23 protein-coding genes are annotated in these 24,833 nt (G+C 55.0%); 19 read left to right on the top strand and 4 right to left on the bottom strand.

Annotated features, from left to right (window positions below; translation table 11 throughout):
• The first annotated feature begins 20 nt into the window (after window positions 1–20).
• The 10 genes from xylA to ACTVDO_RS10005 all read left to right on the top strand — a co-directional run bounded on the left by xylA (window position 21) and on the right by ACTVDO_RS10005 (window position 13,568).
• On the top strand, window positions 21–1,358 hold the full coding sequence (gene xylA, locus ACTVDO_RS10050; protein ID WP_442901455.1) for a xylose isomerase: 1,338 nt from the start codon (window positions 21–23) through the stop codon (window positions 1,356–1,358).
• A 13-nt stretch (window positions 1,359–1,371) separates the two neighbouring features.
• Complete coding sequence (xylB, locus tag ACTVDO_RS10045) at window positions 1,372–2,871, top strand: xylulokinase (RefSeq protein ID WP_442901454.1); 1,500 nt, start codon at window positions 1,372–1,374, stop codon at window positions 2,869–2,871.
• 439 nt (window positions 2,872–3,310) lie between these two features.
• Entirely contained in the window at window positions 3,311–4,390 is a 1,080-nt protein-coding gene (locus tag ACTVDO_RS10040; protein ID WP_442901453.1) for an NAD(P)H-dependent flavin oxidoreductase, read from the top strand.
• A 51-nt stretch (window positions 4,391–4,441) separates the two neighbouring features.
• Entirely contained in the window at window positions 4,442–5,629 is a 1,188-nt protein-coding gene (locus ACTVDO_RS10035; protein ID WP_442901452.1) for an iron-containing alcohol dehydrogenase, read from the top strand.
• Between the two features lie 249 nt (window positions 5,630–5,878).
• Entirely contained in the window at window positions 5,879–6,280 is a 402-nt protein-coding gene (locus ACTVDO_RS10030) for an acyl-CoA thioesterase (protein WP_442901451.1), read from the top strand.
• A gap of 18 nt (window positions 6,281–6,298) precedes the next feature.
• Window positions 6,299–6,703: a DnaA N-terminal domain-containing protein gene (locus ACTVDO_RS10025; protein WP_442901450.1), complete on the top strand. Its 405-nt coding sequence runs from the start codon at window positions 6,299–6,301 to the stop codon at window positions 6,701–6,703.
• Between the two features lie 354 nt (window positions 6,704–7,057).
• On the top strand, window positions 7,058–9,484 hold the full coding sequence (gene nirB / locus ACTVDO_RS10020) for a nitrite reductase large subunit NirB (RefSeq protein WP_020959997.1): 2,427 nt from the start codon (window positions 7,058–7,060) through the stop codon (window positions 9,482–9,484).
• Window positions 9,485–9,619: 135 nt separating this feature from the next.
• Window positions 9,620–9,925, top strand: coding sequence for a nitrite reductase small subunit NirD (gene nirD / locus ACTVDO_RS10015; protein WP_020959996.1), 306 nt, complete (start codon window positions 9,620–9,622; stop codon window positions 9,923–9,925).
• A gap of 11 nt (window positions 9,926–9,936) precedes the next feature.
• A complete protein-coding gene (nasC, locus tag ACTVDO_RS10010) occupies window positions 9,937–12,084 on the top strand; it encodes an assimilatory nitrate reductase catalytic subunit NasC (RefSeq protein ID WP_442901449.1) in 2,148 nt (715 codons plus the stop codon).
• 272 nt (window positions 12,085–12,356) lie between these two features.
• Window positions 12,357–13,568 carry a nitrate/nitrite transporter gene (locus ACTVDO_RS10005; protein ID WP_442901448.1) on the top strand — a complete coding sequence of 404 codons (1,212 nt, stop codon included), beginning with the start codon at window positions 12,357–12,359 and terminating at the stop codon, window positions 13,566–13,568.
• A gap of 142 nt (window positions 13,569–13,710) precedes the next feature.
• On the opposite strand, the gene ACTVDO_RS10000 is transcribed toward ACTVDO_RS10005, so the two are convergent.
• Together ACTVDO_RS10000 and ACTVDO_RS09995 are read right to left on the bottom strand one after the other, a co-directional pair.
• Window positions 13,711–13,845 (bottom strand): hypothetical protein, encoded by a 135-nt coding sequence (locus ACTVDO_RS10000; protein WP_442901447.1) that lies wholly within the window; start codon window positions 13,843–13,845, stop codon window positions 13,711–13,713.
• The gene (locus tag ACTVDO_RS09995) at window positions 13,805–14,020 is read right to left on the bottom strand and encodes a Fur-regulated basic protein FbpA (RefSeq protein ID WP_442901446.1); all 216 of its coding nucleotides are present in this window, start codon (window positions 14,018–14,020) and stop codon (window positions 13,805–13,807) included. Before ACTVDO_RS09995 ends, ACTVDO_RS10000 begins: the two co-directional genes overlap by 41 nt.
• Window positions 14,021–14,200: 180 nt before the next feature.
• Here ACTVDO_RS09995 and ACTVDO_RS09990 point away from each other — a divergent pair, with 180 nt between their 5' ends.
• The gene (locus ACTVDO_RS09990) at window positions 14,201–14,506 is read left to right on the top strand and encodes a MerR family transcriptional regulator (RefSeq protein WP_020959991.1); all 306 of its coding nucleotides are present in this window, start codon (window positions 14,201–14,203) and stop codon (window positions 14,504–14,506) included.
• Between the two features lie 135 nt (window positions 14,507–14,641).
• On the opposite strand, the gene ACTVDO_RS09985 is transcribed toward ACTVDO_RS09990, so the two are convergent.
• On the bottom strand, window positions 14,642–15,766 hold the full coding sequence (locus ACTVDO_RS09985; protein WP_442901445.1) for an MGDG synthase family glycosyltransferase: 1,125 nt from the start codon (window positions 15,764–15,766) through the stop codon (window positions 14,642–14,644).
• Between the two features lie 223 nt (window positions 15,767–15,989).
• On the opposite strand from ACTVDO_RS09985, the gene ACTVDO_RS09980 reads away from it, so the two are divergent.
• The 7 genes from ACTVDO_RS09980 to ACTVDO_RS09950 all read left to right on the top strand — a co-directional run bounded on the left by ACTVDO_RS09980 (window position 15,990) and on the right by ACTVDO_RS09950 (window position 22,835).
• Complete coding sequence (locus ACTVDO_RS09980; protein WP_041267914.1) at window positions 15,990–16,565, top strand: YkoP family protein; 576 nt, start codon at window positions 15,990–15,992, stop codon at window positions 16,563–16,565.
• Window positions 16,566–16,625: 60 nt separating this feature from the next.
• Window positions 16,626–17,480 carry a metallophosphoesterase gene (locus tag ACTVDO_RS09975; RefSeq protein WP_020959988.1) on the top strand — a complete coding sequence of 285 codons (855 nt, stop codon included), beginning with the start codon at window positions 16,626–16,628 and terminating at the stop codon, window positions 17,478–17,480.
• A 167-nt stretch (window positions 17,481–17,647) separates the two neighbouring features.
• The gene (locus tag ACTVDO_RS09970) at window positions 17,648–19,153 is read left to right on the top strand and encodes a Na+/H+ antiporter NhaC family protein (RefSeq protein WP_020959987.1); all 1,506 of its coding nucleotides are present in this window, start codon (window positions 17,648–17,650) and stop codon (window positions 19,151–19,153) included.
• A gap of 76 nt (window positions 19,154–19,229) precedes the next feature.
• Window positions 19,230–20,156, top strand: a complete 927-nt coding sequence (locus ACTVDO_RS09965; protein ID WP_020959986.1) for an endonuclease I family protein — start codon at window positions 19,230–19,232, stop codon at window positions 20,154–20,156.
• 277 nt (window positions 20,157–20,433) lie between these two features.
• Window positions 20,434–20,655: a FeoA family protein gene (locus ACTVDO_RS09960; RefSeq protein ID WP_020959985.1), complete on the top strand. Its 222-nt coding sequence runs from the start codon at window positions 20,434–20,436 to the stop codon at window positions 20,653–20,655.
• On the top strand, window positions 20,656–22,650 hold the full coding sequence (gene feoB / locus ACTVDO_RS09955; RefSeq protein WP_442901444.1) for a ferrous iron transport protein B: 1,995 nt from the start codon (window positions 20,656–20,658) through the stop codon (window positions 22,648–22,650).
• A gap of 17 nt (window positions 22,651–22,667) precedes the next feature.
• On the top strand, window positions 22,668–22,835 hold the full coding sequence (locus ACTVDO_RS09950; protein WP_020959983.1) for a FeoB-associated Cys-rich membrane protein: 168 nt from the start codon (window positions 22,668–22,670) through the stop codon (window positions 22,833–22,835).
• Window positions 22,836–22,919: 84 nt separating this feature from the next.
• Here ACTVDO_RS09950 and ACTVDO_RS09945 read toward each other — a convergent pair whose 3' ends face one another.
• Window positions 22,920–23,879 carry a bile acid:sodium symporter family protein gene (locus ACTVDO_RS09945; protein WP_020959982.1) on the bottom strand — a complete coding sequence of 320 codons (960 nt, stop codon included), beginning with the start codon at window positions 23,877–23,879 and terminating at the stop codon, window positions 22,920–22,922.
• 353 nt (window positions 23,880–24,232) lie between these two features.
• Between ACTVDO_RS09945 and ACTVDO_RS09940 the strand changes: the two genes are divergently transcribed.
• Window positions 24,233–24,817, top strand: a complete 585-nt coding sequence (locus ACTVDO_RS09940) for a DUF5317 domain-containing protein (protein ID WP_020959981.1) — start codon at window positions 24,233–24,235, stop codon at window positions 24,815–24,817.
• Window positions 24,818–24,833: the final 16 nt, after the last annotated feature.

Here is a 24,833-nt window from a genome sequence, read left to right as displayed (position 1 = left end):
CTTATGAAGGGGGACTTGAAATGGCATATTTCCCGAATATCGGCACCATTCCATATGAAGGACCGGAGTCGCGCAATCCGTTGGCGTTTAAGTTTTATAATCCGGATGAAAAAGTCGGCGGCAAAACGATGGAGGAGCATTTGCGCTTTTCGGTGGCGTATTGGCATACGTTTACCGGGGACGGGTCGGATCCGTTTGGCGTCGGCAATATGATTCGTCCGTGGGACAAATATAGCGGCATGGACTTGGCCAAGGCGCGCGTGGAGGCGGCATTTGAGCTGTTTGAAAAGCTGAATGTTCCATTTTTCTGCTTCCATGATGTCGACATTGCGCCGGAAGGGGAAACGCTCAGCGAGACGTACAAAAACCTAGGTGAAATTGTTGATATGATTGAAGAGTACATGAAAACAAGCAAAACGAAGCTGCTGTGGAATACGGCGAACTTGTTCAGCCATCCGCGCTTCGTTCATGGGGCGGCGACGTCGTGCAACGCCGATGTGTTCGCTTATGCGGCGGCGAAAGTGAAAAAAGGATTGGAGATCGCCAAGCGGCTCGGGGCGGAAAACTATGTGTTTTGGGGCGGCCGGGAAGGCTATGAGACGCTCCTGAATACGGATATGAAGCTCGAACTTGACAACTTGGCCCGCTTCTTGCATATGGCGGTTGATTATGCGAAAGAAATCGGCTTTGACGGCCAGTTTTTGATCGAGCCGAAGCCGAAAGAGCCGACGAAGCATCAATACGATTTTGATGTTGCAACGGCGTTGGCATTTTTGCAGACGTACGGGTTGAAAGATCATTTCAAATTCAATATCGAAGCGAACCATGCGACATTGGCCGGGCATACGTTTGAACATGAGCTGCGCGTCGCCCGCATTCACGGCATGCTTGGCTCGGTTGACGCCAACCAGGGCGATACGCTGCTTGGCTGGGATACGGATGAGTTCCCGACGGATTTGTATGCGACGACGTTGGCGATGTATGAAATTTTGCAAAACGGCGGCCTTGGACGCGGCGGCTTGAACTTTGATGCGAAAGTGCGGAGAGGCTCGTTTGAACCGGAAGATTTGTTCTACGCCCATATCGCCGGGATGGACAGCTTTGCGATCGGATTGAAAGTCGCGCACCGCCTGTTGGAAGACCGCGTGTTTGAACAGTTCATCGAAGAGCGGTACAAAAGCTATACGGAAGGCATTGGCCGCGAAATTGTCGAAGGGACGGCCGATTTCAAAAAGCTTGAGGAGTATGCCTTGCAGCTCGGCGAAATTCGCAATACGTCCGGCCGTCTTGAGCGCTTGAAAACGCTGCTCAACCAATATTTGTTGGAAGTCAGCGTGCCGAGCGTATCCCGTTCGTGAAAGAGGGATGACTTTGGAATACGTCATTGGCGTTGATTTAGGAACGAGTGCCGTCAAAGTGCTGCTTGTCGACCAATACGGCGAGGTGAGAGGGGAATGGACCGAGTCCTATCCCCTCTACCAGCCGCATTCCGGCTATAGCGAGCAGCGCCCGGACGATTGGGTGGAGAAAACGATCGTCGCGCTGCGCCGCGTGTGGGAGACGGCGGGCGTTTCCCCGGAGTCGATCGTCGGCTTGAGTTTTTCCGGACAAATGCACGGGCTCGTGCTGCTTGATGGCGATGGAAATGTGGTGCGCAATGCGATTTTGTGGAATGACACCCGCACGACGGAAGAGTGCCGGGACATTGAAGAAAAGGTCGGCCGCGATCGGCTGTTGTCGATTGCCAAAAATGAAGCGCTTGAAGGGTTCACCTTGCCGAAGCTTCTTTGGGTGAAACGGCACGAGCCGGAGCTGTACGAGCGGGCGCGGGTGTTTTTGTTGCCGAAAGATTATGTCCGCTTCCGTTTGACCGGACACATGGCCATGGATGTGTCTGACGCGGCGGGGACGCTGCTGCTTGATATTGAAACGAAAACGTGGAGCGAGGCGATCGCCCAAGCGGTTGGCGTCGATCTTTCGCTTTGCCCGCCGTTGGTTGAGGCGACGGCATGCGTCGGGACGCTCCGTCCGGAGGTGGCTGAGCAGACCGGGCTGCCGGCATCGGTGAAGGTGTTCGCCGGCGGGGCGGACAACGCGTGCGGCGCAATTGGCGCCGGCATTTTGGCGGAAGGCCGCATGTTGTCAAGCATCGGCACGTCCGGCGTCGTGCTGGCCTATGAACAAAGCGGGGAAAAAGACTTCGCTGGAAAAGTGCATTACTTCAACCACGCTGAACCGAACGCCTACTACATTATGGGGGTGACGCTGGCAGCGGGCTACAGCTTTGACTGGTGGAAGCGGACGTTCGCCGAAGATGTGCCGTTTGCCGAGATCGTCCAGCGCGCCGCTGCATCGCCGGTCGGCGCAAACGGGTTGTTGTTTACCCCGTATTTGGTTGGCGAGCGGACGCCTTATGCCGATGCCGATATTCGCGGGTCGTTTATCGGCGTTGATTCGCGGCAGACGAAATGGGATTTTGCCCGCGCGGTTATGGAAGGGATTACGTTCTCGCTCAACGAGTCGGTGGAGATCATCAAAGCGAGCGGCAAAACGATCGACTCGGTCGTCTCGATCGGCGGCGGGGCGAAAAGCGCCGAGTGGCTGCAAATCCAAGCCGATATTTTCGGCCTCCCGGTCGAGAAGCTGAAAAACGAACAAGGGCCAGGGCTGGGCGCCGCGATGATCGCCGCGTGCGGCGTCGGCTGGTTCGAGTCGCTCAAACAGTGCGCCGATGTGTTCAAACAAGTCGAAGCCGTCGTCGAACCGCGGCCGGATGCGGCGGCGAAATACAAAGAACTGTTTGCGATTTATCGCCAAGTATATCCGCATACAAAAGAGCTGGCGAAACGGTTAAAGGCGTTTCGGCCGTGACGACAAACTCCCTAAACCAATGGATGGTTTGGGGAGTTTTTTTGATCGGGCCACGAGGCAGGATAACCCGCCACGCTTGTTGAAAGAAGAACTTAACAGGAGGGAAGCGAAACATAGACATTCGAACAGAATTCGAGCATCTCAACCGTTTGTTAAAAGATGTTGAGTAAAGCGACCAATGCATAAACAAACAGCCCGTTTGTTGGACGCCAGGAGACAGCGATTGGACATCGTTCGTGTCGTCTACTGATCGAACGGCGAATAACATCTGTTTTTTGATAATAGTATTTGAGATGTGAAACGGACTATGCTGGCCGGGCAGCTGCCGGTATCGTCAGACGCAAAGATTCATTTGCCAAAAGGAAGGAAATCCCTGCACGAAGCGCGAAAGAATAGGAGAGTGGCAAAGGGTTGTCAGCCGAAAGGAGGAGAGGCCGCCATGTTCTCTACACTTCCCGTCCCGATCATTCAGGCGCCGATGGCCGGCGGGGTGTCAACGCCCGTGCTGGCGGCGGCGGTGGCGAACGCCGGCGGGCTTGGGTTTTTGGCCGGCGGGTACAAGACGGCGGAGGCCATGAGGAAGGAAATTCACGAGCTGCGGACGCTGACGGACCGGCCGTTTGGGGTGAATGTGTTTGTGCCGGGGGACAAAACGGTAGATGAGGAGGCGCTCGAACGTTATCGCGCCGTGCTCGAAGCCGAGGCCGGGCGGCTTGGGGCGTCAGTCGGCGAGCCGATATGGGATGACGACGACTGGGAGGCAAAGCTTGATGTGCTTCTTGAAGAACGGGTGCCGGTCGTCAGCTTTACATTCGGCTGCCCGGACAAAGCGGTAATCGCTGCCTTGCAAAAAGCCGGGTCGTTTGTCATGGTGACGGTGACATCAAGGGAAGAAGCCTGCATGGCCGCTGAAGCCGGGGCGGACGCGCTTTGCGTGCAAGGGGCGGAAGCGGGCGGACATCGGGCGTCGTTTGGCAACGGCCCGGAAGCCGATGGAGCTGCCGAGTTGTTCCCGCTGTTGGCCGATGTTCGTGCAGCGGTTCGGATTCCGCTCGTGGCGGCGGGCGGGATCATGGATGGGCGCGGCATCGCGGCGGCGCTCAAAGCCGGGGCGAGCGCGGTGCAGCTAGGGACGGCGTTTTTGCGCTGCCCGGAAAGCGGGGCGCATCCGCTCCATAAACAGGCGCTTGCCGATCCGCGGTTTACGGGGACGGAGGTGACAAGGGCGTTTACGGGACGGTGGGCGCGAGGGCTTGCGAACCGGTTTATGGCGGAATATCGCGCGCTGGCGCCGGCGGCGTATCCGCATGTGCACCATATGACGAAACCGCTGCGCGCCGCAGCCGCCAAGGCAGGCGATCCGGAAGGAATGTCGCTTTGGGCCGGGAAAGGGTACCGGCTGGCGCGGGAACTTCCGGCCGCGGAGCTCGTCAAAGAGCTGAAGCGGGAGCTCGAGGAAGCTTGGCAAACGCCTGCACGGCAGCTGTATGGCTTGGGCGAACCTGGAGAAGACTCTTGATGTTGTGCCGATGAGGGCCAAAACCATTGCATGAGGGGGAGAGGAAAAACGATGACTGCATCCCGCATTGTCTTCCCGCCGCTCAGCTATGTCGGCTGGGGGGCGCTTAGGCATTTGGTTCCGGAAGTGAAGCGATTTGGGGCGAAACATATTTTAGTCGTCACGGATCCGGCATTGGAGAAAATCGGCCTCGTCGAGCAAGTCGCATCTCCGCTCCGACAAGAAGGGTACAGTGTGCATGTGTATACCGATGTCGTGCCGGAGCCGCCGCTTGCGACGGGGGAGAAGGCGGTGGCGTTTGCCCGCGACGGAGAATTTGATCTTGTCATCGGCGTTGGCGGCGGCAGCGCGATGGACTTGGCGAAGCTGGCCGCTGTGTTGGCCGTGCACGAAGGCCCGGTCGCGGATTATTTAAACTTGACGGGAACGAGAACACTTGAGAAAAAAGGGCTGCCGAAAATTTTAATTCCGACAACATCCGGCACTGGCTCGGAAGTGACGAACATCTCCGTCTTGTCGCTAGACACGACGAAAGATGTTGTGACGCATGACTATTTGTTGGCCGATGTGGCGATCGTCGATCCGCAGCTGACCGTTTCCGTTCCGCCGCGGGTGACGGCGGCGACCGGGATTGATGCGCTCACCCATGCGGTCGAGGCGTATGTGTCGGTCAACGCAAGCCCGACGTCGGACGGCTTGGCGCTTCAGGCGATGCGTCTCATTGCCCGCTCATTGCGCAAAGCGGTGGAAAACGGAACAGACAAACAGGCGCGCATCGATATGACCAACGGCAGCTACCTGGCCGGGTTGGCGTTTTTCAACGCCGGGGTGGCCGGCGTGCATGCGCTCGCGTATCCGCTCGGCGGGCAGTTTCATATCGCCCATGGCGAATCGAACGCCGTGCTCTTGCCGTATGTGATGGGTTACATCCGTCAAAGCTGCCAAAAGCGAATGGCGGACATATTAAACGCGCTTGGCGGCAACTCAAGCTTTTTATCGGAAGAAGAAGCGTCGTACCGATGCGTCGGGGAGCTCGAGCGCATTGTCGCCGATGTCGGCATTCCGAAGACACTTGGCGGTTTTGGCATTCCGGAAAGCGCGCTGGAAAGCCTGACGAAAGACGCCACCAAGCAAAAACGGCTGCTTGCCCGCAGCCCGATGCCGCTGTTGGAAGAGGACATCCGCGCGATTTACCAAGCGGCGTTTATGGGGACGAACGTCGAACCGGATAAAGGGTGAGGAGAAACAAACAGGGGCTGCTTTACGCTCCTGTTTGTTCTTTGTGGTTGGACGGATGGCCCACTTCCGATGCCGGCGCCGCGTCCATCCTTTTTTTCGCTTAAAACGCAGCGTTTCCCGCGTTTTCTTGATGGCGAAGCAGGAATTTCCACATTTTGAAGCGAATCCATATACAGATGTCGCCTAAATTCGACAAAACCAAAACGGCGATGAGCCGAACGATTCGCTGGCTGTTGAGGAGGAGAACGGATGTTTACGACCGTCATTACACCGCGCGTGTCGGAGACCGACGGCGTCGGCCATATTAACAATACGACCGTGCCCGTTTGGTTTGAAGCGGGACGGCACGAGATTTTTAAACTGTTTACCCCGGATTTGTCATTTAAGCGTTGGCGAATGGTGATCATTCGCATGGAGGTTGATTATGTCAACCAAATGTATTACGGACACGATGTGACCGTGTATACGGGCATTGAACGCATCGGCAACACGAGCCTTACGATTTATGAAGAAATTCATCAAAACGGTGTGGTCTGCGCGAAAGGGCGGGCGGTGTATGTGAATTTCAACTTTGACACCGGGCGGCCCGAGCCGATTCCGGATGACATTCGGGCGAAATTGAACGAACATCGATGGCAGCCGGTGAAGTAGACGAAAGGAGGTGAGTGCGTGAAGGAGCATCATCTGTGGGGACAAGTGAAAACGAAGCTTGCGCAAAAGCTGCCCGGCCCGTCGTTTGACACGTGGTTCGCGTCGACGGCGGTGACGGTGGATGAGGATTGGCTCATCATCGAATGCCTAAATGAGATTCAATGCGAATGGCTGCAAACAAGATATGGCGGACTCATCAGTGAAACCGTACGCGAAGTGTTTGGCCGCAACATGCGCATCTTCGTTTCGGTCCATGGCGAGCGGCAGAAAATCGAAAAGCGGCTTGAACAGCGATACGGCGCCCCGATGACTTTCCGCCAATACATCACCCGCCTTGAGCAGCAAATGGATGAACTGGAGAAGCGCATTGACCAGTACGCGCGCATCATCGATGAGCTGCTTGCGTCCCGCCCAATCCACTGACGAGCCTCCGACCCGTCATCCTCAGAGAGAAGCGGTCTTGACCCTATCGGTGAAGGCCGCTTTTTTACTAAATTCTGATGTTATAAAAAGTTACATAAATACATATGATGTTCCTCGTTTTGGCTTGTTTGCTCATATTTTTTGTTAAAACCGTGTTATATCAATTAACAAAACGAGTGCAGGCTCCATTTTCGACGTGATATGATAGGCACAACCAAGGCAAAGGGGGAATGCGAAGGTGATGCGAGCAAGAGCGGTCGGGCTGTGGGAGTTGATGGTGATGACGGTCCGGCTATGGCTGCGCCGTTGACCGCAGGAAGGTTTGAGATTGGACGAAGATGGAGGGATGGCGACATGAAACGAAAACTCGTGTTAGTCGGCAACGGCATGGCGGGAGTTCGTTGCATCGAAGAGATCGTAAAACTTGACCGCGAGGCGTTTGAGATTACGATTTTTGGCAGCGAGCCGCACCCGAACTATAACCGGATTTTGTTGTCAACGGTGCTGCAAGGGGATACGTCCATTGAGGAGATGACCTTGAACAGTTGGGAATGGTACGAACAAAACGGTATTCGGCTGTTTGCCGGCGAAACGGTGACGGACATTGATCACGAAGAGCGGGTCGTCCGGACCGACCGCGGGCGGGTGGTCGAATATGATGAACTTATTTTGGCGACTGGATCGAACCCGTTTATTTTGCCGGTGCCGGGGGCGGATTTGCCCGGGGTGACGGCGTTTCGCAACATCCAAGATTGCGAGCGGATGATCGAATATGCGAAGGCGTACAAAAAAGCGGCGGTCATCGGCGGCGGCTTGCTTGGTTTAGAGGCGGCGCGCGGCCTGCTCAACTTAGGGATGGACGTTGATGTCATCCACATTTTTGACTATTTAATGGAGCGTCAGCTGGACCCGACTGCTTCGAAGCTGCTGCAGCGGGAATTGGAGAAACAAGGGATGAACTTTTTGCTTCGGAAAGAGACGGCCGAACTGTTCGGCGACGGCCGCGTGGAAGGGGTTCGGTTTAAAGACGGAACTGAAATCGCCGCCGACTTGGTGGTGATGGCGGTCGGCATTCGTCCGAATGTTGATTTAGCGCGGAGAAGCGGAATTGCGGTGAATCGAGGGATCGTTGTCAATGACTACTTGGAAACGAGCGTGCCGCACGTTTACGCGGTCGGCGAATGCGCGGAACATCGCGGGGTTGTGTACGGACTCGTCGCGCCGCTTTATGAGCAGGGGAAAGTGTTGGCAGAAGCGATTTGCGGCCGGAAAGGGAAGCCGTATGAAGGGTCGGTTGTCTCGACCCAGCTGAAAGTGTCCGGCGTCGATGTGTTTTCGGCCGGTGAGTTTATGGATGTTGAGGGAACGGAATCGATCAAGTTGTATGATGAAGCCCGCTCGGTGTACAAGAAAGTCGTCGTTCGCGAAGGGAAAATCGTCGGTGCAGTGCTGTTTGGCGATACGAAGGAAGGAAGAAAACTGCTGGCTATGATCGAGCGCGGCGACTCGCTCGAAGCGCTCTCGCTGTCGCTGTTTGCGCCGGCTTCATCGGGAGGAAAAGGAAGCCTTGTAGCGGCGATGGCCGATGCCGATGTCGTTTGCGGCTGCAACGGGGTGACAAAAGGGGCGATTTGCCAAGCGATTGCCGAATATGGACTGAAAACGGTCGCCGAGGTGCGCGACTATACGAACGCGTCCCGTTCGTGCGGCGGCTGCAAAGGACTTGTCGCCGAGCTGCTCGAGCATATGCTCGGGGAAGAAGCGAATCGGTATGCGGTGAAGGAAACGATTTGCGGCTGCACGGACTTAAGCCGTGAGGAAGTGCTCGAGGCCATTAAAGAAAAACGGCTGATGACGGTCAAAGAAGTCATGAGCGTATTGGGATGGAAAAACGAGGAAGGGTGTTCGAAGTGTCGTCCGGCGCTCAACTATTATTTGGGTATGTTGTATCCGGGCGAATATGAAGAGGAAGCGGAATCGCTGTTTGTCAATGAGCGGCTGCACGCCAACATCCAGGCGGATGGCACGTACTCCGTTGTGCCGCGCATGTACGGCGGGGTGACGACGGCCGAGCAGCTGCGGAACATCGCTGATGTCGCCGAAAAATACAACGTGCCGATGATCAAGCTCACAGGCGGGCAGCGCATTGACTTGCTTGGGGTGAAAAAAGAAGATTTGCCGCGCATTTGGGCCGATCTCGGCATGCCGTCCGGCTACGCCTACGCCAAGGCGCTCAGAACGGTGAAAACGTGCGTCGGCAAACAGTTTTGCCGTTTCGGCACGCAAGATTCGACCGCGCTTGGCATCCGGATGGAACAAACATTTGAGCGCCTGAAAACGCCGCATAAAGTGAAAATGGCTGTGTCCGCCTGCCCGCGCAACTGCGCGGAATCGGGCATGAAAGACGTCGGGGTTGTCGGTGTCGAAGGCGGCTGGGAGATTTATGTCGGCGGCAACGGCGGCACCCATTTGCGTGCGGCCGACTTGCTTTGCACGGTCAAGACGGAAGAGGAAGTGATCGAGATGACCGGCGCTTTTTTGCAATATTACCGCGAATCGGCGCATTATTTGGAACGGACGTCCAAATGGGTCGAACGCGTCGGGCTTGAGCATATCCGCGAAGTGCTGTTTGACGTGGAAACGCGCCGCGCGCTGCTTGAACGGCTTCACAAAGCGCTTGCGGCGACCAAAGACCCGTGGCGGGAAATCGTCGAAAACGAGAGACTGCAACAAACGTTGTTCCGCGATATCGGCGACAAAGAGCCGGTGCCGGCGAAGTGATGGGAAAGAAACGGCAGGGGCGGAGCATAGGTTGAACCGTCGCCGGCAGTGAACGGCATCGCCGATGCGGCCGGCGTGGAACAGGCTGTCGGCCCTTGCCTACCTTTTATGATGGTGTCAAGGAGGAAGAAAACGATGGCAAAAGTCGAAATCGGACGAATCGATCAACTGCCGAAACGGCTTGGAAAGCGCGTGCGCGTCGGCAATCACGAGCTTGCGTTGTTTCGGACGGGCGACGGCCGGGTGTATGCCGTTGAAAACCGCTGTCCACATAAAGGTGGTGATTTGTCGCAAGGCATTGTCAGCGGCGAGTATGTGTTTTGTCCGCTTCACGATTGGAAAATTTGCTTAAAAGACGGCCGGGCGCAGGCGCCGGATGAAGGGTGCGTCAAAACGTACCGCGTGGCGGTGGAGGACGGCTCGGTCTATGTTGAGCTGTAAGAAGCGGGTGAATGATGATGACGGATGAGTTGTTGCGCTACTTTCGGGCCAAGGAGAAAGAGTGGGCGTCGGAGACGGCCGCCGCGACGCAATGTCCGTTTTGCAGCGTCCAGTGCACGCTTCAGCTGGTGGAAGAGCGGATTGTGGAACGGCGCCGCTGCAAGGCGATTCCGACCGACAACCCGACGTCCAACGGCCGCCTTTGTTTAAAGGGGATAAACGCTCACCAGCACGCTTTGCATCCCGAGCGGCTGTTGGTTCCGCTTGCCAAAGTGGGCGGCCGGTTTGTGCGGGTCAGCTGGGAAGACGCGCTTTCGCTCATTGCCGAACAGATCCATTCCATTCAACAGGAAAAGGGAATTGATGCGTTTGCCGTTTACGGCGGCGGATCGTTGACGAACGAGGAAGCGTATTTGCTTGGCAAATTCGCCCGCGTGGCGCTTAAGACGCGGCACATCGACTACAACGGCCGCTTTTGCATGTCGGCGGCCGCAGCCGCGATGAACGACGCGTTCGGCCTTGACCGCGGGTTGACGAATCCGCTCTCGGATATTCCGCTCGCTCAGACGGTCATTTTGGCTGGGACCAATATCGCCGAATGCCAACCGACGTTGATGCCGTATGTTTACGAGGCGAAGAAAAACGGGGCTTTTATGATTGTGATCGATCCGCGCGAAACGAAAACGGCGGCGTTGGCCGATCTGCATCTGCCGCTCAAACCGGGAACGGATGCGGCGTTGGCCGTCGGCATCGGAAAAGCGTTGCTCGAAGAAGGGTATATCGATGAAGCGTTCGTGCGCGAGCGGACGATTGGGTTTGCCGAATGGAAACAGCACATGGAAGCGGTGGATATGGACGAGATCGCCCGGGTGACCGACGTGCCGGCCGAGACGATCCGCCTGGCGGCGCGAAAGTACGGGGAGGCAACGGAAGCGATCGTGCTCACTGCACGCGGCCTGGAGCAGCAAGCGGACGGCTATGCGGCGGTCAGGCAGTGGATCAATGTCGTGTTGGCGACGGGCAAAATCGGCCGGCCCGGTTCGGGGTTTGGGTCGATCACCGGGCAAGGGAACGGGCAAGGCGGACGCGAGCATGGACAAAAAGCTGATCAGCTCCCGGGCTACCGAAACATTGAGCATCCGGAACACCGCCGGTATGTGGCGAGCGTATGGGGCGTTGCGCCGGATGAGCTGCCGGGAAAGGGGGTGTCAGCATATGAAATGATGCAAAAAATCGATGCCAGCGAGATTACCGGGCTGTTTGTCATGGGATCGAATCCTGTCGTCTCGAGCCCCAACGCCGCGTTTGCTGCCAGAGCGCTCCAGAAGCTGAAGTTTCTTGTCGTGGCAGATATGTTTGTATCAGAAACAGCCGAGCTGGCCGATCTCGTCTTGCCTGTTTCGTCGTATTTGGAAGATGAAGGCACGGTGACAAACGTCGAAGGGCGGGTCTGTTTTCGGCCGGCGGCGCGGAAATGTCCGGGGGAGGTGAAGCATGATTGGGAAATTTTGTGTGAGATCGCCCGCAAGCTTGGCAAGGGCCGCTTCTTTCCGTTCACGTCAGCCGAGGAGATTTTCAATGAACTGCGGTTGGCGAGCCGCGGCGGCAAAGCGGACTATTCTGGCGTGACGTATAAGCGTCTGCGCCGCGAACGCCTCTACTGGCCGTGTCCAGACGTCTCGCACCCCGGCACCCCAAGGTTATTTACGGACCGATTCGCCCATTCGGATGGGAAGGCGCGGTTTGCGGTTTTGCCGTTTCAGCCAAACAAAGAGGAGACGGATGAATGGTATCCGCTTTACTTAACGACAGGGCGGGTGCTCGCTCATTATTTGAGCGGAACGCAGACGCGGCGCAGTCCGGCGCTGGCGGCGCGGCAGCCGGAGGCGATCGTTGAGATCCACCCGAGGACGGCGAAGCGGTACGGGATCAGCCCAGGGATGCTTGTGCGCGTTGAAACGCGGCGGGGGACAGCGGTCGTCCGCAGCTGCTATAACGACCAAATTCGCGAGGATACGATTTTTGTCCCGTTCCATTGGAGCGGCCTGCAACAAATTAACAACGTCACATCCGATGAGCTGGATCCGCATTGCGGAATGCCGGCGTTTAAGCGGTGTGCGGCTCGGGTGCGGCCGGTGGTCGATTTGGGGAGAAATTGACATGTGCGGCTCCTTTCACAGAGGAGTCTTATAAGCAACAATTTGCTCCCCACCTAGGTGTGAAAATGACTCATTAAGGCGCGTGCATTTTCGCAGAAAAGAACTTTCTATCTCCGCAGCCATGCGGGAAATGATGTTCATCGGGGTCCGTGGACGGAAAGCGGCATAAGAAAAAACTTCCCGGCAATACGGCGGGAAGTAGGTAGAGAAATTGCTTTCATTTCCATTGTAGCATAAAGGGAACTTCCATGCCAAGGGGGAATCGGGGGAAGATGAGGAAGAAATCGTTTTGGCGTGTGGGGCATGCGCCGACGCTTTTGTCGTCGTTTTTGTACTTTGATATCAGCTTTATGATTTGGAACTTGCTTGGCGCGCTTGGTGTATTTGTCGCCGAGTCGTTTGCGCTCACACCGGCGGAAAAAGGGATGATGGTCGCCATTCCGGTGCTCGGCGGGGCGCTGCTTCGCGTTCCGATGGGGCTGCTTGCCGACCGCTGGGGCGGGAAGCGGGCCGGCCTGCTCGGCATGGCGGTGACGGCGGCGCCGCTTGTATGGGGGTGGCGGTTCGCTGACCAGATGTCCGATGTGTATGCACTTGGATTTTTACTGGGAGTGGGCGGGGCGAGCTTTGCGGTTGCGCTGCCGCTCGCGAGCCGCTGGTATCCGAAAGAATATCAAGGGCTCGCCATGGGGATCGCGGGGGCCGGCAACAGCGGCACAGTGCTGGCGACGCTGTTTGGTCCGCGCCTGGCGGAGATATATGGTTGGAACGCGGTGTTCGGGTTGGCGCTCGTACCGCTTATGGTTGTCTTTCTTCTGTTTGCCTGGCTGGCGCGGGAATGCCCGACAGCGGTGAAGCCTGTTTCGTTGCGTGAATACCGGGTCGTCCTCCGTCGGAAGGAGGCATGGTTGTTTTGTTTCTTCTACAGCTTGTCATTCGGCGGATTTGTCGGACTGACGGGCTACCTTGGCATTTTCTTTTTTGATGAATACGAAGTGAGCAAAGTGACAGCCGGCGATTTCGTCACCGCCGTTGTGTTCGCGGGCAGTTTCATCCGCCCGATCGGCGGCTATATCGCTGACCGGATCGGGGGGATGCGGCTTCTTTCCTTGTTGTTTGTTGCTGGTGCGGTTTTGCTCGTTTGCATCGGCGCACTGCCTCCTCTTTTTGTCGTGTTTGGCTTGATGCTTGTTCTCTTCCTTTGTTTTGGCGCGGCAAATGGCGCGTTGTTTCAAGTTGTTCCAACATGGTTTCCGAAAGAGGTCGGCTTGTTGACGGGCATCGTCGGGGCGGCCGGCGGGTTGGGCGGGTTTTTGCTTCCGAACGTGCTCGGGATGATGAAGCAGTGGACCGGCTCTTCGGCGTATGGATTTTGGCTGTGCGCACTCATCGTTGGCGCCGCCGCGTTGACATCACATCGTTTGCACATGCGGGCGGCGTCTGCGGTCCGCCGTGAGCAGCAGGCGGCGGAACAGTCCGGATGAAAAAGGGTGTCCACCCGTAACGGGAGGACACCCTCTTTCCTTGCGGCTGCTGCGACTTCTTTCGGAAATCCGTTAAATGGAGTTTCTTGATTGGAGAGATGTTCTTGCCTAACTGCGTATTGTATTAAATTTCCAATCTTTATCACCGATTTTGCAAAAAACGAAGCAGTTCGTCCGCTCGGTTGCCGACGAGCGCAATCAGTTGTTCGAACATAGCGTCGCGTTCAAGATCGAGTTCAATGATGCGTTTCGCCAGTTCGAGCGCTTGTTTGTTCATATCGGGACCCTCCTTCCGTCGTGCGGGCGGGATGGAACTGCTCATATTCGCGGCGCAATTCGGCCATCGTCCATCCTTCGAGTTGCTCGCGGTTGGCGGCGAGGCCGGACTGCACGAGACGCTCGATGTAAAATTGCTTTTTCTTCCGTACAGCATTTCGCATCCATGTTCCCATTCGATTCCCTCCCTGTTTTTTCCTCTACGATACCACCTTTTCCTTCAGTGTACAGTAAATGTGTTAAGCGCGTTTACAGGAAATTTTAAAAGTGTGTTAATTTTGTTTACAAAAATTAGCGGGATATCATGATTTTTTGTATAATTACGTTAGAAAATATAACGTGTGGAGGTGAGGAGCATGACTGCTCATCCGCCAGAAGATCAGTATAAACATAAAAAGGTCATTTCGATCGGAGTTGTCAGCGAACTGACCGGGCTGTCGCAGCGGCAAATCCGCTATTACGAGGAACGGAAGCTCGTGTTCCCTGACCGTTCGAAAGGCATTCGCAAATATTCGTTCGCCGATGTGGAGCAGTTGATGAAAATCGCCAATCAGCGCGAGGAAGGGGTATCGACGTGGGAAATCCGCCAAGAGATGACAAAAGAGCTGCGCGAGCGGATGTTAAAAGGGCAAATGAACGCCCATTTTCGGAGGCGTTCCTAAAAGACATTATGTTAATAGGTGAAAGTGGAGACAAAGATGAAGTGTACAATCTTTTCACAATGACTGGAACGACTATGTTGAACGACATGTTTCGTCCAACCACCGGCCGCCTCAATTAAAAAGCTGCCCCGGCGCTCAACGAACCGGCACGGCCGCTAAAAACTGCTCGTACAGGGCAAGCGCCGGGTCGGCGAGCGAAAGGGCGCGGTGGTATTCGTCCATCTTGGCGAGGCAGCGGGCAAGCGCCGGCGAACGGAGGATGGAGAGAATGGCTTCCGACAGCGACGGCAGCGACCGCCAATGGCGAAAATCGAAAACGAGCCCGTCGGCGCGCAAAAGGCGGAAGTTCATTTCCTCTTGCCCCGGCAGCATGGCATAAATGAACGCCGGCTTTCGCTTGCGCAGGCATTCGCTTAAGGTGACGCCGCCCGGTTTTGTGAGCACAAAATCGACTTCGTCATAAAGATGGCTCATTGCCGCGGGCGATGAAATATAACGGAGCGGGAGAAGGCGCGGATGGTTTTTCCTCTTTAACCGCTCATACAGCTGTCTGTTTGTGCCGCATAACACATAATAGTCGATCGGATCATCCGGCGCGATTTTGCTTAAGAGCCGTTCCCAATCACCAAGGCCCAGGCTGCCGCCGCTAATGAGTCCGACAGGCCGGGAGCGCGCAGCCGGCGGCGCCGATGGATGGGCGACAAATGCCGGATGAACGGGAATGCCGGTGACGGCGATTCGCTCGCCGGCAACCCCTTTTTCCTCGAGGGCTGCCTTCATGGCCGGATGGCCGACAAAATGAACGTCGATGGCGGTTTTCCCCCATAAGTTATGGACAACATAATCCGTATACACGTTGACGACCGGAACGTCGATGTCTCCGCGCTGCTTCAGAAGATCGAGCAAATACGATGGAAACGCATGTGTACAAACGATGAGCGCCGGCTTAAGGCGGCGGATGAGCTGCTTCAGATGATCGGCAAACAGCCACTCGTAAGGCGGGAAGGCCGGCGGTTTTGGGCTTGGACGCAAAACGGAGCGGTGATACAGGACGCTATACGCCCGCGGCACGTGGCGAATGCAGCGCAAATAAAGGCGGGACACCCACTGTTCCTTGGCGCCGAGCCGCGAGGAAAGCAATTCGATTTTTTCGCACGCCACGGCGCGGTCGATCGACCGCAGCCCTTCCGCCAGCGCCTCAGCGGCCCGATGGTGGCCGGACGGAAGCTGAAGAAGCGGGAGAAAAAGCACGGTTTTCATGACGATCACAACCTAGGCCAAATTTGGAGTTCGATTTCAGTATGTGCGGCCTGCGGTCGGTTATGCGGCGGCGCGGTCCTCCTTTTTTCCCCATTTATAATGCGCCGGCGAATGTCTCACAATGTAAATGCATAGCACTAACGAAAAGAAAGGAGGGAAGGCGATTCCTCCCCCCGCTCATACTCCCTTTGGCTGTTGAAGTGGGGGCCTCTTGCCAAAAACGATGAAAGAGAAAGCGGTACAATGTTTGTTGGCGATGTGGGGGGCTGTCGATCCTATTTATTACGCTTGTTCGCGACTGGAATATGCCGGCGAGGAGGCGGACGGGCGCCGGTCGATTTTTCGTGTTCGTCCGCTTCAGTATAAAGGAGAAACCATTCGGCTTTCGGATGGAACGATGATTGAAGCGAACGACTGGCTGTTGAAAATTCATCTCCACAACGTCCGCCTCGTTCGGGAATTGCTTCATTACAAGAGCGACATTAAAAAAGGACGGTATATTTTCGAACAAGTGAAAACCGGGCTGCCGTATGTTGCTTACCATCTTTATCATCATGAACAATCGGCGCGCATGAAAGGAATTATTGGCATTACGATGTTGAACAAAGGCTGTGAGCGGCTCGGATTTGAAATAGTAGATATTTCCAATCCGCTATATCGTTGGTTCAAAACAGCCTCGCTGCTGCCGCTCATGGCGGTGGCAAAGTCTTGCGTGTCACCGTTTAGCCGTCCGCCGAAATATTTGTTGATGTCGAAGGAAAAATTGTTTTCATTGTACGGTTACCATCTCATCCACTAACTCCCTCTTTCTTCTCTCCTCCTTTTTACTATAATGGTGATGGAGGGAGGAGAGAAGACAATGACGTTTGTTTTCATCATTCTATCATTCTTTTTGTTGTTAGCTTTCGGTCTGCGAAAAGCACACCGCAACACGTATGAAGCGGTTTTGCATAAAGTTCAGGTCGGCAGCTCGGAGGATGGGATCGGTGCCATCCGCATTTTGCAGCTGTCTGATCTTCATTTGGAAAAGTTGTCCATTTCCCCGGACGATGTGTATGAAAAGCTAAAAGGGGAGCCGATCGATTTGATCGCCTTGACGGGTGATTTTTTGGACCGCGAGGAGAGTATTGCCAAACTCGGTCCGTATTTGACGGCGTTGCAAAAACTCAACCCGGCATACGGAATGTATGCGGTGTTTGGCAATCATGACTACGTGCTGCAAGGCGAGCCGCTCGAGCGCCTAAAAGCGACGCTGGAGGCACATGGCTGTGTCGTCTTGCAAAACGAGACGAAGACGATTACGGTCAACGGCCAAACGGTTAATGTAATCGGCATCGATGACTTTTACACAGGGCGCAGCGATATCGAAAAGGCGTATGCGGGCGTTAAAGACGGCCTCAATCTCGTGTTGACGCACGACCCGGATATTGTGCCGCATATGAAACACTACCATTTTGACTACTTGTTGTCCGGCCACTTCCACGGCGGACAAATTCATTGGCCGAAGCCGTATCATTTGGCGAAAATGAGCAAAACACTCACCGAGCGAAACATGATTAAAGGCTATCACGAATGGGACGGGAAACCGTTTTACATTAACGAAGGGCTCGGGCAAACCGGGGTGAACATCCGAATCGGCTCGAAGCCGGAAGTGACGCTCCACTTGTTGTCGCTGCCGTCTGTAACGCAAAGCGAAACAGTCAAAGCTGTCTAAGAGGCAGCTTTTTATTTTTGAACTTTTTTGTGAGCGGTTTCGAATGCGTGCGGCGCACAAGATCGCTTCTTTGTTTTGGCCTTATGCCAAGAGCAGGAAAAGGGGTGACATCTTGCATAGAAAAGGGGAACAGCTGCCATAATTTTAAAGAAAGGGGCGAATTGTCAATGGAACCATCGTGGAAGGCGCTGTTGCCATTTTTAGTAGTCATCCCGATTTCAATTTGGACGCGGCAAGTGATCCCGGGGCTGTTTGTCGGACTTTTGGTCGGCAGCTATTTGATGACGCCGTCTTTGCTCGGCGGATTGCGAACGATGCTTCATTACGTTGTGGACAACTTAATGCAGACGAACAACATCCGCATTATCATCTTCTTGTACGTGTTCGCCGGCCTTGTCAGCATGATCAAATACACCGGCGGAATCAAAGGGTTCGTCCATCTCGTCAGCAAAAAAGTGAAGTCGGCGAAAACCGCCATGCTGCTGACGTGGATTTCAACGATGGTGACATTCAGCGACCCTGATTTTCGCATCGTCACTGTCGCGCCGATCATGAAGGCGCTGCGCAAACGGCTCGGGCTGTCGTCCCAGCAAATCGGGTTTGCCATCGAGGTGACTTCCAACCCGGTCGTTGCCTTGATTCCGATCGCTACTGCCTTTGTCGGCTATATGGTGTCGGTTATCGACAAAGCGCTTGATACGGCCGGCATCGGCGCGGAGCCGTACGTCGTGTATGTCCGAAGCATTCCGTTTAACTTTTTCTCGTACGCGATTATCGCTGTCGGGCTCTACTATAGTTTTTTCGTTTATTCGCGCCGAAAGCGGGCGGCGGTGAGCGAAGCGCAAGGAATGAAACCGATTCGGCGTTGGAACGAGCGATTGGCGTTTGAAATGGCGGAAGAGCAGCGGCCCGATGGCAGCGAGCCGAACGAAGCGCAAGGGGAAGAAGGGAACGCGATGCAAACATGCCCGCGCGCCTATCAGAAAGAAACGCCGGTGAAACCGTGGAATTTGATCGTTCCGCTTTCGGTCGTTCTTGTTTTGACGTTGTTTTTAAGCTGGTGGGACGGCCATCGCGGGGCGCGGACGTTTTGGGATGCTTTTTTGCAAAGCGATGCGCTCGGAGCGATGTTGGAGGCGCTGCTGTTTACTGTGATCATCGCTGTCGCCTTTTTCCTTTGGCAACGATTTAAATTGAATGATTTGTTGACCCATTTTGTGAAAGGCGGCAATGAGCTGATGTCGGTCATTGTCATGTTGGCGCTCATTTGGGCGCTGTCGGCGGCGGCGGAAGATTTAGGGTTTTCCCAATACATTACAAGCCATGTGCAAGGGTGGATTCCGCCGTTTTTTGTCGCTCCGATTTTGTTTTTGCTTGGTGCTGTAATTTCTTATTTCATCGGTTCGTCATGGGGAACGTGGGGGATGCTCATGCCGCTTGGTGTGACGCTCGCGAGCGAGTCAGGAGCGAACATTTTGCCGGTCATCGGCGCGGTGTTTGCGAGCGGGACGTTCGGGGCGTTCGCGTCGCCGCTTAGCGACAATACGGTCACGCTGTGCACCATTTTGGATCTGCCCGTGATGGAATACGCGCGCACGAAGTTGATTCCGTCCTTGATCGCCGCCGGCATTGCCGCTGTTTTGTTCGGCGCGACGTCGTTTCTTTTGCATTAACGATGCGGTCGCCCTCTTTCGCCTTCCATGATACACTAAAAGAAAACTAAAAGAAAAAAGAAAGAAGGGAACGACGATGGGAGAGGCGGAACGGCAGTTTGAGGAGCTCGGCCAATGGCGAACAGACGATGCCACCGCACAGCTCGAGCAGCTGAACGAACGGCTCGCCGCTGAAGGTGCGTATTACCAGGCGGCTGAAGATGAGCAGGCGCGTGAACGATATTACCGTCATCTGCCGCTGGCGGAAGATGGGTTAGCGCTATTTGTCCGCTACCACGAGTTGGTGGCGCGCACCCATAAGCGGCGGCTGCCGTATTTTTTCAGCAAGGACGAATATTTGTATACATGGGTTGACTTGCAGCCGGACGGGACGGTGCGCAGTTTGTATTCGGGCGAGCGGAAAGATCCGAAAACGTTAATCGTCCAAGACGTGGAAACTATGAAGCGGCGGTATGACGAATTCCGCCGGCTGCTGAAAAAAGCCAAACAAGTGTCGGGCGAGGTGCGTGAGCGGGTGAAAACGATCGAACAACAATGGAAGTTCAACGCCGAACATGTTGTCCCACAGTCATGGTTTGGCGCCCGTGAACCGATGAAAGGCGACTTGCATCATTTGTTCGTCTGCCAACCGGAGTGCAATACGCTTCGCTCGAATTTCCCGTACGCCGACTTCCCCTTTTACAATCCGGAAGAGCCGGGTGAGCAAGTTCAAAATCGGTGTGGGGTCGCCCATAACGGCTATTTCGAGCCGGAATACGGCAAAGGGACGGCGGCAAGGGCGATGTTGTACTTTTTGCTTCGCTATCCGAAAGCGATCGCGAAATCATTCCGGCGCAAAATCGATATCCCGCTTCTTGTCCGTTGGCACGAGCAATTTCCGCCGACGGTGTATGAACATCATCGCAACAGTGCGATTTTCTTCATCCAAGGCAACCGCAATCCGTTCATTGATTTCCCACAACTTGCCAGGCGGATCGTGTTTCCGTTTGATGGAGCGTTGTGAAGAGAAGGCGGAGGACGTTCGTTTGAAAAACAGGGATGATGGGGGTACGTTCCTTCGAAGTGATGATGATAAAAAAGCTGCCTCCGAAAGCGAGTAATCCGCTTTGGAGACAGCTTTTTTGCTGTTCTGGAAAATTGTGAAAAAATCGTGACAATGGGGCCAGATGGTGAAAAAAATCACTCCCTCTTTCGTTCGATATGCTATGCTAGAAGCAGGAATTGAGAAAAAGAATCATTATTGTTCTGCTAGCATGGCGGTAAACGGGAGGGGACACATGATGGTGCTGACCGATTTGCATAAAGGGGAAACAGCGGTCGTTGTCCGGTTGGCGATTGAACATGAAGCGGTGAAGCAGCGTCTTCTTCACCTCGGGGTGAAAGAAGGAAAAACGGTGCGGCTGAAAACCGCGATGCCGTTCGGCGGACCGGTGATGATCGAAGTCGACGGACAGGCGATCGGCTTGCGGCGCAAAGAGGCGTCGTCGATCGAGGTGGGCTAAATGTCTTACATCGCCTTATTGGGCAACCCGAACACCGGCAAAACGTCGCTGTTTAACTGCTTAACCGGTTCTTATGAATACGTCGGCAACTGGAGCGGCGTGACGGTCGAGAAAAAGGTGGGGGTGCTTCGCCAGCACGGCGTGCCGCTTGTTGATTTGCCCGGCATTTATTCGCTTCACCCGCTGTCGCGCGACGAAGGAGTGGCGACGGACTTTTTGTTGACGGAATCGTGCTCGGCGATCGTCAATATCATTGATGCGTCCCAACTGCATCGCAATTTGCATTTAACCGTTCAGCTGCTGGAATTTGGCCGCCCGCTCGTCATCGCGTTAAACATGGTCGATGTGGCGGAAAAGCGAGGGGTGAAAGTGGACGCGGCGAAGCTGTCGAACGATCTTGGCGTCCCGGTCGTCCCTGTCATCGCCCGGACCGGAAAAGGAACGAATGAATTAGTCCGCGCTGTTTTGGCGGCCAAAGACAGCTCTCGCCCTTCGGTGATGATTGACTACGGCATCGAGGTGGAGAACGCCATCTGCCGCATCGTGGAACAGCTGCCGGATGATGTGCCGGGGGACAAACGGTGGGTGGCGCTGCAGTTCCTTGAAGGAAATGAACGCATGGCTGCGTATTTGCATAATCGCATGGACCTTTCGCCGCTCGCGGCGATTCGCGCGGAGACGGAGCGGGCGCTTGGCGGCGCGCTCGCCAAGCAGATTTATGAGGCGCGTGACCGTTGGATCGCTGAGGTGATCGCCGCTTCGGCCATTGAGTTCAAACATAAGCCGTTGACATGGACGGAGAAAATCGATGCCATCGTGACGAACCGTTATATCGGCTTGCCGATTTTTTTGGCGTTGATGTACATCGTGTTTATGCTGACGTTTAACTGGCTGGGGACGCCGCTTGCCGATCAGCTTGACGCTTTTTTCTCCGGCCCGCTTGCGGATGGGTTGTCCCGTTTTCTCGACTGGGCGGGGGCGTCGCCGTTTGTCGAGGCGCTCGTCTTGGACGGCATCGTGGCCGGAGTCGGCGGCGTGCTTGTATTTGTGCCGCAAATTTTCATTTTGTTCTTTTTTATTTCGCTGCTTGAAGATTCCGGATATATGGCGCGTGTCGCGATGGTCATGGACCGGGTGATGGAAGCGATCGGGCTAAACGGAAAAGCGTTCATCCCGATGATCATCGGGTTTGGCTGCAACGTTCCCGGAGTGATGGCAGCGCGGACGATTGAGCAGCCGAAAGAGCGGCTCATGACAATATTGGTGTTGCCGTTTATGTCGTGTTCGGCTCGCCTGCCGGTGTACGCCTTGTTTGCCGGCACGTTTTTCGTTCGCGATCAGGCGTTGGTCGTGTTTTCGCTTTATGTGCTCGGCATCGTCGTGGCGCTCGGGCTCGCGAAGCTGTTTTCATCGACGGTATTGAAAAATGAAAGCTCGCTGTTTGTGATCGAACTGCCGCCATACCGCGTGCCGCAGGCGCTGACGTTATGGCGCAGCACATGGGAGAAAGGAAAAGGGTTCATCCGCAAGGCAGGGACGTTTATTTTCGGCGGTTCGGTCGCCATTTGGCTGCTGACGTATGTCGGCCCGCACGGAGTCGGCGTTGCGATGGACGACAGTTTGCTTGCCGCCCTCGGCGGCGTTGTCGCCCCGCTGTTGTCGCCGCTCGGGTTTGGCGCCTGGCAGGCCGGCGCTGCCTTAATCACCGGCTTTTTGGCAAAAGAAGTTGTGGTGTCGACGATGAATATTATTTATCACGTTCATGAAGCAAGCGGGCTGAAGGAAGTGATCGCCGCCCAGTTCACGCCGTTGTCGGCGTTCAGCTTCATGGTGTTTGTGCTGTTATATACGCCATGCCTAGCGACGGTGGCGACGATCCGGAAAGAAACGGGATCAAGAAAATGGACGTTGCTGTCTGTCGGCTGCGCATTGGCGGTGGCGTATATCATTTCGTTGGCTGTCTACCAGCTCGGGCGTCTGCTCGGCTATCAATAAGAAAAGGGGGATGAGCGATGATCGCGAATGTCGTAATCGGCGGAGCCATTTTCGCTTACGCCGGCTGGGCGCTTGTCCGGCATGTGAAAAAAAGCGCCAAAGGGGCGTGCGCGTCATGCCATGCGGCTGACCGCTGCCAAGGAGCGTGCGGAAGCGAGACGATGACTTCTTCCCAGCGCCCATAGAACCGTACATTGCGCCGACAAGATAAGCAACAAACAACGCCGTCTCCCGAATGCCGTTTATGGTTTTGGGAGGCGGCGTTTCCATTAGGCGGGTATTATCTTTTCGTCTGCCGCTTCACGGTCAGCCTGTTTGCGGAAGTACGTGGCGACAATCGGGCCGGAAATGTTGTGCCAGACGCTGAAAATGGCGCTCGGAACGGCGGCGAGCGGCGAGAAATGGGCGGTTGCCAGCGCGGCGCCGAGGCCGGAATTTTGCATGCCGACTTCGATCGAGATGGCTTTTTGCTTCGGCGGCGACATCCGGAGCAATTTGGCAAACCAATACCCAAGCAGCAGCCCTAATCCGTTATGAACGACAACAATGAGAAAAATGAGAAGCCCACTTTTGGCAATGGCCGCTTGGTTTTGCCCGACAACGGCAGCGACGATGGCTACAATGGCAACGACAGAAACGAGCGGCAGCGCCGGGATGCACGCTTTCACCTGCTTTTGGAACAGCGCCTGCGCGATGAGCCCTAATATAATCGGAATAAGCACAACTTTGACAATCGACCAAAACAAGGCGGCGGCGGATACGGACAGCCATTTTCCGGCTAAAAGCAAGATGAGCGAAGGCGTCAAAATCGGCGCCAAAATCGTTGAAACCGAGGTGACGGCCACCGACAGCGCCGTGTCCCCTTTCGCCAAATACGTCATCACATTCGATGCCGTTCCGCCCGGACAGCAGCCGACTAAAATGATGCCGAGCGCCACTTCGCGTGAAACAGGCAAGAAATAGGCAAGCAAAAAGGCGACAAGCGGCATAATCAAAAATTGGGCGATAACACCAATTAGTACGTCAAGCGGACGTTTGAACACTTCTTTGAAGTCGTTCGCCGACAGCGTCAGCCCCATCCCAAACATGACGATGCCCAACAGCGGCACGATATACGGTGCGATCCATGTAAACGCGCTGGGAACGAAAAAGGCGAGCGCCCCGAATAGAAGCACCCAGATGGCGAACGTGTTGCCGACAAAATTGCTGAGTTTGGCGACTGCATTCACGATGCACAACCTCCTTGGTGGTAGAGTGAAAGATATATCCCAAATTATATACATTTTTTAGAAAACTTCAACTTCTAATTGAGAGAAAAAGCGCAACATCGCCCTGGAGGTGTTGCGAACAGCGGAGAAAGCGGCTTTTGTACTAGGACGAACGCAGAGGGAATGGCGGATTTTGAAGAAAAATATGGTCGAAAAAGATAGAGGGTAGAGGAAAAAGAGAAAAAAACGGAAAGATTTGAAGGTGATTAGGGCGAACGGACTATTTACAAAACATGAAGAAAACGGTAAAAATAGAAATGTAGACGGTGGTTTAGAAAAGAGAGAAAATTCTGTTTTTGTAAGGGGACAACGTTATGGTTTACGATGGGATCATTTTGTCGCTGCTAGTCGGCTGGTTTCGCGGCGGGAACTTCAAAGGGCTGGCCCATATGAAATTGCGCGGCGGTTGGCTGTTTCCGTTGCTGCTTGCGGTGCAGTTTGCGGTCTTTTTCCTGCAAGGGAAAGTAGAGTGGGTCGCGAAGATGAGCAACGGGGTGTTTCTTCTCGTCTACATCATCGGGCTCGTGTTTTTATGGCTCAACCGTCATCAGCCGGGATTCCCGGTCATCTTCGCCGGCGTGTTGCTTAACTTCATCGTCATGGCTGTCAACGGTGGACGGATGCCCGTCTCGGTTGAAGCCGCCCAGTTTCTCGGCCGCGAGTACATCGATGCGTTGAAAGCCGGCTTGTACGGCAAGCACCAGGCGATCACGTCCGACACGCTTTTGCCGTTTCTTGGCGACATCATCCCGCTGTCCCCGCCGTACCCGCGCCAACAAGTCATCAGCATCGGTGACGTCGTGATGAACGTAGGAGCGTTTCTGTTCATCCAACATCTCATGCTTAACGCACCGAGACAAGACGAGAAAGAGACAGCGGCTGCTCCTGCGAATCAATAAAAATAAGGGGAGGAAT

The sequence above is a fragment of the Geobacillus sp. BK01 genome (assembly GCF_052220245.1).
Taxonomy (GTDB): domain Bacteria; phylum Bacillota; class Bacilli; order Bacillales; family Anoxybacillaceae; genus Geobacillus.
This window is presented reverse-complemented; position numbering and strand designations above follow the sequence as displayed.

What these genes read in the sequence shown, in the direction of transcription:
- feoB (WP_442901444.1), top strand. Translation starts at nt 20,656, where the DNA reads ATGTCTTACATCGCCTTATTGGGCAACCCGAACACCGGCAAAACGTCG.
- ACTVDO_RS10030 (WP_442901451.1), top strand. Translation starts at nt 5,879, where the DNA reads ATGTTTACGACCGTCATTACACCGCGCGTGTCGGAGACCGACGGCGTC.
- ACTVDO_RS10035 (WP_442901452.1), top strand. Translation starts at nt 4,442, where the DNA reads ATGACTGCATCCCGCATTGTCTTCCCGCCGCTCAGCTATGTCGGCTGG.
- xylA (WP_442901455.1), top strand. Translation starts at nt 21, where the DNA reads ATGGCATATTTCCCGAATATCGGCACCATTCCATATGAAGGACCGGAG.
- ACTVDO_RS10040 (WP_442901453.1), top strand. Translation starts at nt 3,311, where the DNA reads ATGTTCTCTACACTTCCCGTCCCGATCATTCAGGCGCCGATGGCCGGC.
- ACTVDO_RS09980 (WP_041267914.1), top strand. Translation starts at nt 15,990, where the DNA reads ATGAAAGAGAAAGCGGTACAATGTTTGTTGGCGATGTGGGGGGCTGTC.
- ACTVDO_RS10005 (WP_442901448.1), top strand. Translation starts at nt 12,357, where the DNA reads ATGAGGAAGAAATCGTTTTGGCGTGTGGGGCATGCGCCGACGCTTTTG.
- nasC (WP_442901449.1), top strand. Translation starts at nt 9,937, where the DNA reads ATGATGATGACGGATGAGTTGTTGCGCTACTTTCGGGCCAAGGAGAAA.
- ACTVDO_RS09990 (WP_020959991.1), top strand. Translation starts at nt 14,201, where the DNA reads ATGACTGCTCATCCGCCAGAAGATCAGTATAAACATAAAAAGGTCATT.
- ACTVDO_RS09970 (WP_020959987.1), top strand. Translation starts at nt 17,648, where the DNA reads ATGGAACCATCGTGGAAGGCGCTGTTGCCATTTTTAGTAGTCATCCCG.
- ACTVDO_RS09975 (WP_020959988.1), top strand. Translation starts at nt 16,626, where the DNA reads ATGACGTTTGTTTTCATCATTCTATCATTCTTTTTGTTGTTAGCTTTC.
- ACTVDO_RS09940 (WP_020959981.1), top strand. Translation starts at nt 24,233, where the DNA reads ATGGTTTACGATGGGATCATTTTGTCGCTGCTAGTCGGCTGGTTTCGC.
- ACTVDO_RS10000 (WP_442901447.1), bottom strand. Translation starts at nt 13,845, where the DNA reads ATGAACAAACAAGCGCTCGAACTGGCGAAACGCATCATTGAACTCGAT.
- ACTVDO_RS09960 (WP_020959985.1), top strand. Translation starts at nt 20,434, where the DNA reads ATGGTGCTGACCGATTTGCATAAAGGGGAAACAGCGGTCGTTGTCCGG.
- ACTVDO_RS09995 (WP_442901446.1), bottom strand. Translation starts at nt 14,020, where the DNA reads ATGGGAACATGGATGCGAAATGCTGTACGGAAGAAAAAGCAATTTTAC.
- nirB (WP_020959997.1), top strand. Translation starts at nt 7,058, where the DNA reads ATGAAACGAAAACTCGTGTTAGTCGGCAACGGCATGGCGGGAGTTCGT.
- ACTVDO_RS09985 (WP_442901445.1), bottom strand. Translation starts at nt 15,766, where the DNA reads ATGAAAACCGTGCTTTTTCTCCCGCTTCTTCAGCTTCCGTCCGGCCAC.
- nirD (WP_020959996.1), top strand. Translation starts at nt 9,620, where the DNA reads ATGGCAAAAGTCGAAATCGGACGAATCGATCAACTGCCGAAACGGCTT.
- ACTVDO_RS09950 (WP_020959983.1), top strand. Translation starts at nt 22,668, where the DNA reads ATGATCGCGAATGTCGTAATCGGCGGAGCCATTTTCGCTTACGCCGGC.
- ACTVDO_RS09965 (WP_020959986.1), top strand. Translation starts at nt 19,230, where the DNA reads ATGGGAGAGGCGGAACGGCAGTTTGAGGAGCTCGGCCAATGGCGAACA.